Source organism: Pseudodesulfovibrio sp. zrk46 (assembly GCF_012516435.1).
Classification (GTDB): Bacteria; Desulfobacterota; Desulfovibrionia; order Desulfovibrionales; family Desulfovibrionaceae; genus Pseudodesulfovibrio.
Map to the genome: position 1 here is coordinate 1212159 of NZ_CP051216.1, position 13061 is coordinate 1225219.

Below are 13061 nucleotides of genomic sequence, written 5' to 3' on the forward strand. Positions count from 1 at the left end.
GGCTATTCCCTAAAACGTGAAATTCAGATGGAAGGTGTTGTCCACGCCAGCGTCCCAGGACCAGAAATAGATAAACCGTTCCAAGCCTTCGGGGGCGTCGGCCTCGTTCATGGTGGTGATGAGGCGCAGGCTGTACTCCTGCCCTTTCTCCAGCACACTCCATGAACCAAGGTTGGCCTTGATGCTGCCCCAGCCTTCCAGAAGCAGGGCCTCGATGTCCTTGTTGCGCAAGGGCGTGTCCCTGCCGGGCAGGGTCATGATGAATTCCTTCTTCAGCCGGTCGAACTTGATGGTGGACTCAAAGTCGTCGCTGGCAACCGTGGAATCCGGCCAGTACTCCTTCACTTTGAAAAGCTCGATGGCGCACTTGAGAACCAGCACGTCTCCATCTTCCAGCTCGCCCTTGAGGATGGGCTTTTCCACCACGGTCACGCCGTAGCGCGCCACCAGCGATCCGTTCTCGTTGGCAATGGAAGGCGCCATGAGGCTCAGGGTCTGTGCCCAGGCCGAAGCAGCGAAGAGGAGGACGACCAGTAAAGCCGGGATCAAACGGCCGGGCCGGAAAGAGTTGCGATTCATCATATATGTACAGGATGTATCAGCGGACCGGGCAAAGGACAAGTAAAGGAGCTTCACTTGTCAATTTTCGTCAATTTTGTGTACCATCTGGCAAGAATCCCAAAGGAGCCAGCATGCAAAAGGAACTCTTGCTCGCCATCAGTGATGACCGGGCCGCTTCATACAACCTCCGTTTTCTTCGCGAGGTGTTCGGCAACTTCTGCGACCTCAAGCTGACCCTGTTCTACGTGACGCCACGTAAGGCCTCATGGGTCATGGACAAAAAACATTTCGTGCCGCGTGGTGACGGCATGAAGGAGATGATGCATCACTCCACAACCAAGGGCGAAAAGGCGCTGGAGGCTGCCAAGCAATGGTACCACGAGACCATTGGGTGCACCGAAGACAACCTCCGCCTCAAGGTGGTGGGTTGCCACAAGGGCACCGTGCCCGAACTCATCCACGAGGCGCGGGAAGGTCTCTATGACGCACTGCTGCTGGGACGAAGGGGGTACACCTGGTTCGAAGAGATCTTCGAAAATTCGGTGGCCCACGAAATGCTCCTGCATAATCTGGATTTCCCTGTCTGGGTCTGCCGCAGGCCGCCGGACAATCCGCGTCACGACGTGCTCCTGTGCATGGACGGTTCGGACGCCTCCTATCGCATGGTGGACCACGCCGCCTATATGCTGGCCAAGGAGAAAAAGCACACCTTCACCATGTTCTACGTGTCCAAAGACGGATACAACCCGACCGAGGCCAACGAGGTCTTTGCCGTAGGACTGGAGATTCTCAAGGAACACGAAATCAGCGAAGAGCGCATCGAGATGAAGATGGTCAGCGCCCGCAACACGGTCAAAGCGATCATGAAGGAAGCCCATGAAGGCAACTACAGCGCGGTAGGCGTAGGCAAACGCGGGGCGGATGCAGACGCCACCACCAACGGATTCTTCCCCAGCTCCGTAACGGTCCAGCTCCTGCGCCAACTGACCACCTGCGCGCTCTGGATCAGCAAATAAGCACGCCAAGCGAGCCGGAGCCTCCGGCTCGCTTTTTTTACCCCTCCGCACAAAATACAGAAGAACGGAAAGCGCAATCATTTCCCGTTGATGGGAAATACGCTTCACGTAAAAACAACTCGTTACGTGCGAATTTTCTTGCCTATTTTTGACAATTTCGGCCCTCAGACTCGACAAACACTCTTATATATAATAAGTCCAATGCCCGCGTGTTTTGATGCCTATTATTCGGCACGCACGCATTTGGGGAAATTTTTTACTGTTTAACTGGGGTTTACCTGAAGGATTTTCTATGAAGAAACATTTGACTCTCACCCTTGTCTGCCTATTTGCGCTGGTTGCATTCGCCTGCCCAGCCCTTGCAGCAGACTCCTCCAAGGGAGCAGCCAACGCCAAGATCTTTGGCATGCTGACCCTGATTCCGCCCGTTGTCGCCATTCTGCTGGCCTTCCTTACCAAAAACGTCGTTCTCTCTCTCTTTCTCGGCGTTTTCTCCGGCTGTTTCATGCTGGATCTCAAGGGCTTTGATATTTACTCCGCCGTTATTGACGGTTTCCTCCGTCTCTCCAACGAGATCCTCGGCTCTCTGGCCGACGGCTGGAACGCTGGTATTGTGCTCCAGTGTCTCGCCATCGGTGGTCTGATCGCCCTGGTTTCCAAGATGGGCGGCGCCAAAGCCATCGCAGACGCACTGTCCAAGCGCGCCAAGACCCCCCGCTCTTCCCAGTTCGCCACCTGGGTCATGGGCCTGTTCATCTTCTTCGATGACTACGCAAACTCCCTGACCGTTGGTCCGATCATGCGTCCCGTCACCGACAAGATGAAGGTCTCCCGCGAGAAGCTCGCTTTCATCATCGATGCCACCGCCGCACCTATTGCCGGTATCGCCCTGATCTCCACCTGGGTCGCCTACGAAGTCGGCCTGATCCGCGACGGCTACCAGGCCATCGGTGTCCAGGCCAACGCCTACGGCATCTTCGTGGAGACCATCCCGTACCGCTTCTACAATATCTTCATTCTGCTGTTCATCGTCTTCACCATCTGGTTCATGCGTGAATTCGGTCCCATGCACGCAGCAGAAGTCCGCGCCCGCAAGGAAGGCAAAGTGCTCGCCGACGACGCCACTCCCATGGCCGCCGAAGAGTCCTCCAGCCTCGAACCCGTCGAAGGCGTGGTTCCCTCCGTATGGAACGCCATCATCCCGATCGGCACCCTGATCGTGGCTGCCTTCCTCGGCTTCTACTTCAACGGCTACAACGCCATTGACGACGAAACCCTGCTGGCCGCCATCAACGCGTCTCCGCTGTCCTTCACCTCCATGCGTGAATGCTTCGGCGCTTCCGACGCTTCCGTGGTTCTCTTCCAGGCTGCACTGGTTGCTTCCCTGGTCGCCATGGGCATGGCTGTCATGAAGAAGGCACTGCCCATCAAGGACGCCATCGAAACCTGGATCACCGGCGTGAAGTCCATGAACATCACCGCTGTCATCCTGCTGCTGGCATGGTCCCTGTCCGGCGTCATCAAGGAGCTCGGCACCGCCACCTACCTGGTGTCCGTCCTGTCCGAGACCCTGCCGCCGTTCCTGCTGCCCACCATCATCTTCATCCTGGGCTCCATCATCTCGTTTGCCACCGGTACCTCCTACGGCACCATGGGCATCCTGATGCCGCTGGCCATCCCGCTGTCCTTCGCCCTGAGCCCGGACCCGAACTTCGTCATCCTGAACGTTGGTTCCGTACTTACCGGTGCCATCTTCGGTGACCACTGCTCCCCCATCTCGGACACCACCATCCTGTCCTCCATGGGTTCCGCGTGTGACCACATCGATCACGTACGGACGCAGCTGTTCTACTCCATCGCGGTAGCAGTCATCGCCATCGTCGCCGGTTACATCCCGGCCGGCCTCGGCATGCCCGTCTACCTGACCCTGCCCGCAGGTATCATCCTGACCGGCCTGGTCGTCCGCTTCCTCGGCAAGCCCGTCGAAGCCTAAGCATCGCTTAGACAAACTAGTAAAGCGGCCTGTCTCGTTTGAGACGGGCCGCTTTTTTGTTTTCTGCTGACAAAGACTCAATCCACAACACAGAGATAAGAGAAGCCCGTACAGCATCGCTATACGGGCTTTGACTAAACCTCTATCGAAAAGACTTAAACTTACGCTGCGGCGTTAGAACGGCGACGCTGATAGACCAGTCCGAGCAGGCCGGAACCCAGCAGCCAAATGGCACCCGGGATAGGGGTTGCTGCTGTTTTCATGGTGCCGCTGATGTCAATATATTCATCTTGAAAATCTTGATCCGCTTTATATTCATAAAAACGGAAACCTCCAAACAAATCAAAAGATCCCGCTCTTTCATTCCAATCTGCATTTAAGTATGCACTCTCAGTCTTTCCAGAAAAAGAAGTCTGATGGCTATCAAGATAATCAAAACTCATCCCGCTCAATCTGCCAGAATCCATGACAACTCCTATTTCACCTACCAACTGGATAGGGGAGTAGTGAGCCCATGACTTGCCTGCAATTTCCAACGTCACGTCAGACAAGCTAAAGTAGTATTGCTGAGTCTTACCTTCCGAGGAAGCACCAAGCATGTCATCTTCGGTGTTAAACCCAAAGGTCACTGGAATGTCTTCATAAAACGGGCTGTCTTTTTGCTCCCCAGTCAGTAGATTATCCCACGAAGCACTACCTGAGAATAGAAAGTCATAACTGTAAGAAGTGGCATACCCCTGTGTCGCACAAAGCAAGACAACCAGCAGGGGAAGCATGGTTCGAAATACTGTTTTCACCTGTACATCTCCTTATATTATCAGACTCATTACTACGAATGACAAGCAAAGCATGAACCGCACCAATTTTAATAAAACCCACATTTTCATTGGATTAACCCGCCACATTCGCAAACTGTAAAATGCTCAACTCATTATTCTATTTTTCCCAGACAGAAATTCATGGATCGCGTCCATAAAAACAGGCCCACACAAATCAATGTGCGGGCCTGTCTGTTCAAATCTAAATGGAGGGCGTTTACGGCTAATCCGTTTGAATCTTGTATGCCTTGAGCTTACGGTACAGGGAGCTGCGCTCCAGGCCAACGGCCTTGGCGAGCTGGGAGATGTTGCCATCGCATTCCTTGAGTTTGGCCTCGAGGAACTTGGCCTCGAAATCGGCACGAGCCTGCTTGAGGTCCGTGGGCCCATCGGCGATGAGGGTGCTGAATGGACAGGTCTCGTCGCCCACAGGAGTATCACCAGTGGCCGGTGCAGCGGGTCGGGCAACCGGTTTGACGGCCTGAAACTCGGGCGGGAGTTTGTCCGGGGTGACGGTATCGCCCGCGTACATAATGAACATGCGCTCCACGAAATTCTTGAGCTCACGGACGTTGCCGGGCCACGGGTAGGCCTGCAGTATGTCGATGGCGTCAGCATCGAACTTGATGGGCTTGAAACCGTGCTGACGGAGAAGCGTATCCATGAATGCGTTGATGAGCAGCGGTATGTCGCCGATGCGTTCGCGCAGAGGCGGCAGCTCCAGCGGGAAGACCTTGAGTCTATAGTAGAGGTCTTCACGGAAATTTCCGGCCTCGATCTCGCTGAGGAGATTTTTGTTGGTGGCCGCGATAACGCGCACGTCGACATTGATGGTCTTGCGACCGCCCACATGCTCGAACGCCTGCTCCTGCAGGATGCGGAGAATCTTGGCCTGTGTCTTGAGGCTCATGTCGCCGATCTCATCGAGGAACAGGATACCGCCGTTGGCCAGCTCGAATTTGCCTTCCTGCGCCTTGTCCGCACCGGTGAAGGCTCCCTTCTCGTGACCGAACAGCTCGGACTCGATGAGTTCTTCGGGGATGGCGGCGCAGTTCACGGCCACCAGCGGCTTGTCGCTGCGGCCTGACTGGTGGTGAATGGAGCGGGCCACAATCTCCTTACCCGTGCCGTTCTCGCCGGTGATGAGCACCCATGAGTCAGTGGGAGCCACGCGGGAGATGACGTCGTTGAGAGTCTTGATGGGTTCGGATTCGCCGGTCAGGCTGACAGGCTGTTCGGAATTGATGCGGGTCTTGAGGGCGATGTTCTCCTGACGCAGGCGTGAAAACTCCAAGCCGTTGCGGGTGGCGATGACCACCTTCTCAAGGGACAGGGGCTTTTCAATGAAGTCAAAGGCACCCATCTTGAGCGCCTTGACCGCTGTCTCAATGGTGCCGTGGCCCGAGATCATGATCACGGGCAACCCTTTGTGCTTTTCAACGATATTCTCAAGCACCTCGAGGCCATCCATACCGGGCAGCCAGATGTCGAGGAACACCATATCCGGGATGTCGGTACCGAGGAGTTCCAGCCCTTCTTCGCCGGATTCCGCCTCAATAACCTCGTGCCCTTCGTCCTCAAGGATGCCGCGTAAGGAAAAACGGATGCCTTCTTCGTCGTCGATGATCAGAATTTGACCGCTCATGAATAGCCCTGTGACTTGGAATTACAGTAAAATACACCAGCCGCTCCACTTACATAAAGGAGTGTGGCGCTCGATTCAAGTCTACTCAACCCAGAAGGTTGCCCAAGGCGCCTTCAAGCGAAGGATACTTGAACTGGTAGCCCGCTTCCTCCAACCGCTTGGGCAGGGCCAGCTGACCCGACAAAATGACCTCGTCAGCCATCTCCCCGAGCAGCAGCCGCATGATCGCTGCCGGCACCCTGAGCTTATAGGGACGGTTCAAGGTATCGCCCAGAATATGGGCAAACTTGCGGAACCGAACCGGCGTGGGCGCGGTCAGGTTATACGCGCCGCTGGTGGAGTCATTTTCCATGAGGAACCGGATGGCTCCGACTTCATCGTCGATATGAATCCACGACACGCCCTGAAAGCCATCGCCCGGAGGGCCTCCCACAAAAAAGCGGAAAGGTGGCAACAGGCGCTCCAGCGCCCCGCCGTTGCCCAGCACCATACCGGTGCGGATGATGGCGCGACGAACGCCCATGGCCTCCAGTTCCTTGGTGGAGTCCTCCCACTGCCGTGCCACCTCGGCCAGATAGCCGGTGCCCGATGGCGTGTCTTCATCAATGGGGTTGTTGCCGTGTGGACCGTAATAGCCAACGGCAGAGCCCTGAATAATGGCGGCGGGCAACGTATCACCCAGCTTGACCGCCTTGACCAGCTGCTCGCCGGCCTTGACGCGGCTCTCGAGGATGCGCTTCTTTCTGGTGGCCGTCCACCTTCCGGCAGCGATGTTCTCGCCCGCCAGATTGACGATGACGGAATCAGCACCGAGCATGTCCGGCCAGTCGCCGTTATCCCAACGCATGCCGATGACGCCCGAACCAAAGACCTCTGCCACCTTGCCGGGCGAACGCGACAGGACCACGATCTCCCAATCATTGGCCTTGAGTTCGGCCACCAATGCCTTACCTATGAAGCCGGTACCACCGGCGATGATTGCTCGCATGTAGACCCTCCGATAACCGAACGAAATTTCGGTTCAATACGGAGATTATCACGGCAAAACCGATTATGCCAGATGATTCGCATTATAATGGATGCGAATAACGAGCGCGAAAAGCGGAAAGCAGACCCTTGGGCCTACTGCTGAATCGGAATGACTTTGGCCTTGCCGCGGCTGTAGGCAACCCGGTGGGGTTCCTGCCTGAGCACAGCCTCGAGCTGGGCATTGATGGGCGTGAAGCTGGTGATGGCCCCGCCGTTGGTGGTGACGGTCACGTAGACCTTCTGCCCTTTACGCGGGTTGAAATACACCATGTCGGACGAACGCTTTTGCCAGCGGGACTCCATGGTCTTGCAGCCACCGACAAACGTCGTGGGAATGAACGGTGTCACGCCATAGATACGCTTGAAGGTCACATGCTGGAAGGTGCCGTCGCTGTTATTGCTCATGCGTCGCACATTGGTGACAACGGCAATGGCCTTGATCTCGGAATCTTCAGCCAGAAGAGCCAGATAATCCGTCTCCGCACCATTGGCTACGGAGGCGGAAATCAACAGAAACAGGGCCAGAAAAAGGGATCGAAATTTCATATATCTCTACAATGGAATCTAAGTTGCAAATTGTGCGCAGCCTATCCCACAAACACCTGTTTCGCAACATTGTGCAACACGATTTTCACCGTTACCTCTGAGTGCAAAAAGCAGGGCAAAACAATAGGGGTTGCCTTTTGGACGAAAATACCTGACTGCTTTACTCAGGTATCTTAAACAATCCGCACCAACCGTGCAGGAGGCAGCTATGGGAATCGTACATGCCGTGAACATCAGCGACAAAAAGGGCGAGAAGAAGCACGAAGTCGAAACCATCACTCTTCGTGAGGACTTCGGAGTGGAAAATGACGCCCACGGCGGCAGCGAGCGGCAGGTGAGTCTGCTCGCCTTCGAACGCATCGAGGACATGAAAAAAGACCTCGCCACCCTCAAGGTGGGCGACTTTGCCGAGAACATCACCACCATCGGCATTGCCGCGTCCAGCCTCGAACCCGGCATGCGCATCGCCGTGGGTGACACGCTGCTGGAGATCACCCAGATCGGCAAAACCTGCCACCACGGCTGCTCCATCCGCAAGGAAGTGGGCTACTGCATCATGCCCAAGGAGGGCGTGTTCGGCAAAGTCCTGCGCGGCGGCACCGTCACAAAGGGCGACGGGATCGAGATCGTGCGCTAGGCGCTTATTATGAGACTACGGCTTCACAATTGCGAGGCATCTGATCCCAAGTTTTTCCTTCAAGGATTCTTCCGTTCTTCTTCTTGTTGGTTCCACCCCATTGCTTGAAGAAAAACGGAGTGGCTGATGCGTTGCATTGATCACGTATGTCTGTGACCCACTCTTCATCCATTGGGCGAGCGCCAGGGCCAGATTCACCACCGACAATAACCCAGTCGATTGCGTCTAGTGACATCTCTGTTATGGGACCAAGCAATGGCTCAAGTGACAAGAACTTTACGCAAGCATCGGTATTGGAGAGATTATCAATGCGATATTTATAGTCAGCGTTTTCAATACTAACCCCCATCCACACATTCGAGGGCCACTTCAATTCAGAAGACAATTCAGCAAGGCGAGTAGAGCGTTTTGTCAAGACCTGATACGTATGCTGAGGGGTAACGCTCATTATATAAAAAACTTTTTTGATAAAGCTTAACGGAACATCTTCATGGAATAAATCACTCATTGAATTGACAAAAATCACTCGAGGCTTTTTCCAACCTAGAGGGATATCCAAAGCATCTTCATGCATTCTAAGCTGGAAGCCGTCTCGATAGTTCCGCACTCCCATATTTTGAAGTCGCTTAGCCATCCTCTCTGCGTAGCAATTAGCGCACCCTGGACTGATTTTTGTACAACCAGTCAATGGATTCCAAGTGGCTTCAGTCCATTCAATTTTCGATGTACTCATAAGTCAACTTTTATCAAACAACTAACAAGGGCACAATTTTGTTTTTCCCTTTTCCAAAGATCGTCGAATATGACACCCCGGGAACTTGAGTGACAACTTTCTCTTTTTTAAGCTCGTATAATATTTTTTTTAATTCAGCGGATGGGATGCCTTGGTGCAAGGCAAACAGATAGGCATCTTTGTTGGTAACAACTTCCTTTTCTGTAATTTTTTTACAAAGCTTTTCTTTAAATACTGTTAGCTTTGTAGGCTTAAAAAAAGAAAGATGCCCATGCGGCGACTTCAAATCGCCATCAATGTTATAGTTAGCCTCACCTGTAATTGGATCAACCTTCCAACACCCTCTTAAAAATTTATCCGCTCCAAGAGGATGTCCTGAACCAAAGATCAATCCGTACACGTTGCTACCTTTCTTAATTGAGAAAGGAACGATGTAATAATCACTTGAGTTTAGCAATTCTCTATAACGACATGCCACATCCCTATGAATGTTTGACCATTTGCCAGTTTTCTCTACCGCCAACTTACACGCGATGGACGGATGATTATTAAATCGACTAAATGTTGAAGACGAGATGAAACATAGCCAGTCGGTTCTTTTTAATGATGTAAGCTCCTTGAACCTCATTTCATCAAGTGCACTGATGCCGAATTGATCAACAAATAGAAAATTTGCAGAATTATTCTGTTCCGCAATAGTCATGGCTTTAGGGAAAGCGTCATCATACTCCGAACAAGAATAACTGATAGATATTCTTGGAAGCTCTCCAAACGTTGTTGCGACCGATTCTTTGAGTGCGTCTATCTTCCATTTTTTGGAATCATTAAAATATATGTATATCGGGGCAGTATGTGCTGTTTGCCTCTTTCTTAAATAAATTGAAATCGCTTCTAATAAAATTAAAGGACTTCCCCAAGTGCCATCACCATCAGAACCCGGACCACAAAACAAATCAAAAATATTAATCCTATCAAGCCCCTGCTCAGCCTGAGCCATAAAAACAGGCAACCACTCACGAATATACAATCTATACAACTGTAATTTTAATTTCGTCTGCTCATCGAAAGCTTCTTTATGAAAATCTGAACTCATATCAATCCCTTAAGCAAATTTCACTTACTTAGAACGCACTACTCCTTTTATTTTTTAATTGCAATAACATATAGAATCACACCTTCTTCATACTCAGATTGATCCGCCCGCGCTTCATGTCCACGCCGATGACGGTCACTTCGACCTCGCGGCCGGCGGCCACCACTTCGGCGGGGTCGCGGACGAACTTGTCGGCCAGTTGGCTGATGTGAACCAGGCCGTCGCGGTGGACGCCGATGTCCACGAACGCGCCGAACTTGGTGACATTGGTCACGATGCCGGGCAGCTTCATGCCCTCGTGCACATCCTTGATGTCGTTGACGCCCTCGGCGAAGGAGAAGACCGTGAACTCGGCGCGGGGGTCGCGGCCGGGTTTGGCCAGCTCGGCCATGATGTCGCGCAGGGTGGGCAGGCCCACTTCTTCGGATACGTAGCTCTCCACGTTCACGCGGGAGCGCGCTGCCTCGTCGGCCATGAGGTCGGCCACGGTGCAGCCTGCGTCCTTGGCCATCTGTTTGACCAGCTTGTACCGCTCGGGATGGACCGCGCTGGCGTCCAGCACTTCCTTGCCCTGCACGCGCAGGAACCCGGCGGCCTGCTCGAACGCCTTGGGGCCGAGCCGCTTCACCTTGAGCAGTTCGCGGCGCGAGTCGAACGGGCCGTTCTCATCTCGGTGGCCCACGATGTTGCCCGCCAGCACCGGGCCGAGGCCGGACACGTAGGCCAGCAGTTCCGCGCTGGCGGTGTTCAGGTCCACGCCCACGGAGTTCACGCAGCTTTCCACCACGTCATCCAGTGACTTTTTCAGGGCGGCCTGATCCACGTCATGCTGGTACTGGCCCACGCCGATGGACTTGGGATCGATCTTGACCAGCTCGGCAAGCGGGTCCATCAGGCGTCTGCCAATGGATGCCGAGCCGCGCACGGTCAGGTCGAGATCAGGAAATTCCTTTCGCGCCACTTCCGAGGCAGAGTAGATGGACGCGCCAGCCTCATTCACCAGCACCACCGGAATATTCAGGCCCAGTTCGCGCACGAACGCCTCGGTTTCACGTCCGGCCGTGCCGTTGCCGATGGCGATGGCTTCGATGTCGTACTTGGCGCAGAGCTTCTTCAGGGTTTCAGCGGCCCCGGCCTGCTGGCCCTTGGAGCCCACCGGGAAGATGGTGTCGTATTCCTTGAGCGCGCCCTGTGCGTCCAGCACCGTGAGCTTGGCTCCGGTGCGGAAGCCGGGATCGAGTGCCAGCACCCGTTTCTGTCCCAGCGGCGCGGCCAGCAGCAGTTCTCGCAGGTTGGCCGCGAACACCTTGATGGCCTCGGTGTCTGCCCGTTTCTTGACCTCACCACGCACTTCATTTTCCAGCGATGGGCCGAGCAGTCGTTTGTAGCAGTCTTCCATGGCCGCACCCACTTCACGGGCGTCCGGTCCATGACCGCGGACTACGGAGCGTTTCAGTAGCCCTGCCGCTTCTTCCTCGGGCGGACGCAGGGAGAGCTTGAGCACCTTCTCGTTTTCGCCGCGGAACATGGCCAGCGCCCGGTGGCCCGGCACGCGTACCAGCGGTTCGTCCCAGTCGAACCAGTCGCGGTAGGTGGCCCCTTCCTCTTCCTTGCCCTTGACCATTTTGGACATGAATCGGCCGCGCTTCACGAACAGGGTACGCATGGCAGCCCTTGCCTTGGCGTTTTCACTGATGCGTTCGGCCAAGATATCGCGTGCCCCGGCCAGTGCCGCAGCCACATCAGGGACATCCTTGGCCGGGTTCACATACTTCCGGGCCTCGGCTTTGGGGTCGGCCCCTTTCTGGGCCATGAGGATATTGGCCAGCGGTTCCAGACCGCGCTCCTTGGCCATGGAGGCGCGTGTTTTCCGTTTGGGACGATGCGGCAGGTAGATGTCTTCCAGCTGCGCCTTGTCCCGGGCGCGTTCGATGGCGGATTTCAAGTCGTCCGTGAGCAGATCGCGCTCTTGCAGGGAGGTCAGGATGGCCTCGCGCCGCTTGTCCAGCTCGGCCAGTTCGCCCAGCCGGTCGCGGACGCCTGCCACTTTGACCTCATCCATGGTGCCGGTGGCTTCCTTTCGGTAGCGGGAGATGAATGGCACGGTAGCGCCTTCGTCCAGCAGTTTGGCCACGGCAGAGACATGGTACGGTTTGAGGGACAATTCACGGGATATGGTCTGGATATGGGTATCGTTCATAGATGCAGATATGGATGCGCCTTTGGCGCGATTGTTGGATGATTTCGCCTCCGGCGGCCAAGGGGTTATGACCCTTTGGAATCCCGCTTTGCACCTTCGGTGCGGGAGGAGCATTGTTATGAAGTTTGGTACTTGATTCGGAGTGAGAGTCAAGTGGGAAACGAAGCCTGCACTTACTACAGCGTGGAACAAATCATGGTCAATGATCGAGAAAGCGACGAGTGAAAGACGAGTAACGATTAGTCATCACAATACATTACCGCATCGACAAATATTTCAGGGTGCTGTATGTAATGCCTATCAATCAGGAGGCTTTATATGGATTTCTTAAGTTCTACGAACAACGTCATGTGGCTCATCTGGCTGGCTGTGGGTGTCGGATTCATCCTCGCCGAGCTGATGGCCCCGGGCTTCGTCGTCATCTTCTTCGGGATCGGCGCGTTGCTGGCCGGAGCCACCGCGTTCTTTGGAAGCTCCATTCAGTTACAGCTCATTGTCTTCACCGTATCCTCGCTGGTCCTTCTCCTCCTGCTCAGGCGTTACATGTCTACGATCTTCCACGGCTCCTCCTCAAAGGGGGACGACATCGAGGGAGAAACCGACCACGCCATCGGGGCGCAGGCCGAAGTCGTAGAGACCATCGATCCACCCAAGCGAGGACGCATCAAGTTTCAGGGGACCTTCTGGACCGCTGAATCCACAGAAACCATCGAAGCCGGAGCATTGGTGAAGATCCTCTCCCGGCATCACGAAAACAACAATATTCTCATCGTTCAAAAGGAGAACTGAT

Annotated in this window: 12 protein-coding genes; 4 read left to right on the forward strand and 8 right to left on the reverse strand. The window is 54.5% G+C overall.

From position 1 onward, the window contains the following. Positions 1–9: 9 nt before the first annotated feature. Positions 10–582 (reverse strand): DUF4390 domain-containing protein, encoded by a 573-nt coding sequence (locus tag HFN16_RS05530; RefSeq protein ID WP_247648450.1) that lies wholly within the window; start codon positions 580–582, stop codon positions 10–12. A 110-nt stretch (positions 583–692) separates the two neighbouring features. Here HFN16_RS05530 and HFN16_RS05535 point away from each other — a divergent pair, with 110 nt between their 5' ends. Next, entirely contained in the window at positions 693–1577 is an 885-nt protein-coding gene (locus tag HFN16_RS05535; protein ID WP_168889769.1) for a universal stress protein, read from the forward strand. Between the two features lie 292 nt (positions 1578–1869). Further along, positions 1870–3570: a Na+/H+ antiporter NhaC family protein gene (locus HFN16_RS05540; protein WP_168889771.1), complete on the forward strand. Its 1701-nt coding sequence runs from the start codon at positions 1870–1872 to the stop codon at positions 3568–3570. 161 nt (positions 3571–3731) lie between these two features. Here the strand turns inward: HFN16_RS05540 and HFN16_RS05545 are convergent, their stop codons facing one another. The 4 genes from HFN16_RS05545 to HFN16_RS05560 all read right to left on the reverse strand — a co-directional run bounded on the left by HFN16_RS05545 (position 3732) and on the right by HFN16_RS05560 (position 7608). After that, the gene (locus tag HFN16_RS05545; protein WP_168889773.1) at positions 3732–4367 is read right to left on the reverse strand and encodes a hypothetical protein; all 636 of its coding nucleotides are present in this window, start codon (positions 4365–4367) and stop codon (positions 3732–3734) included. 244 nt (positions 4368–4611) lie between these two features. Then, entirely contained in the window at positions 4612–6033 is a 1422-nt protein-coding gene (locus tag HFN16_RS05550) for a sigma-54 dependent transcriptional regulator (protein ID WP_168889774.1), read from the reverse strand. 85 nt (positions 6034–6118) lie between these two features. After that, positions 6119–7021 (reverse strand): TIGR01777 family oxidoreductase, encoded by a 903-nt coding sequence (locus HFN16_RS05555; RefSeq protein WP_168889775.1) that lies wholly within the window; start codon positions 7019–7021, stop codon positions 6119–6121. Positions 7022–7155: 134 nt separating this feature from the next. Further along, on the reverse strand, positions 7156–7608 hold the full coding sequence (locus HFN16_RS05560) for a hypothetical protein (RefSeq protein ID WP_168889776.1): 453 nt from the start codon (positions 7606–7608) through the stop codon (positions 7156–7158). 208 nt (positions 7609–7816) lie between these two features. Between HFN16_RS05560 and HFN16_RS05565 the strand changes: the two genes are divergently transcribed. Continuing rightward, entirely contained in the window at positions 7817–8245 is a 429-nt protein-coding gene (locus HFN16_RS05565; protein WP_168889777.1) for an MOSC domain-containing protein, read from the forward strand. A gap of 7 nt (positions 8246–8252) precedes the next feature. Here HFN16_RS05565 and HFN16_RS05570 read toward each other — a convergent pair whose 3' ends face one another. From HFN16_RS05570 to HFN16_RS05580, 3 genes are all read right to left on the reverse strand, one after another. After that, a complete protein-coding gene (locus HFN16_RS05570; protein ID WP_168889778.1) occupies positions 8253–8978 on the reverse strand; it encodes a phage Gp37/Gp68 family protein in 726 nt (241 codons plus the stop codon). Between the two features lie 13 nt (positions 8979–8991). Further along, positions 8992–10071, reverse strand: a complete 1080-nt coding sequence (gene tcmP / locus HFN16_RS05575; protein WP_168889779.1) for a three-Cys-motif partner protein TcmP — start codon at positions 10069–10071, stop codon at positions 8992–8994. 76 nt (positions 10072–10147) lie between these two features. After that, a complete protein-coding gene (locus HFN16_RS05580) occupies positions 10148–12271 on the reverse strand; it encodes a Tex family protein (RefSeq protein WP_168889780.1) in 2124 nt (707 codons plus the stop codon). Positions 12272–12589: 318 nt separating this feature from the next. On the opposite strand from HFN16_RS05580, the gene HFN16_RS05585 reads away from it, so the two are divergent. Next, the gene (locus HFN16_RS05585; protein WP_168889781.1) at positions 12590–13060 is read left to right on the forward strand and encodes an NfeD family protein; all 471 of its coding nucleotides are present in this window, start codon (positions 12590–12592) and stop codon (positions 13058–13060) included. Position 13061: the final 1 nt, after the last annotated feature.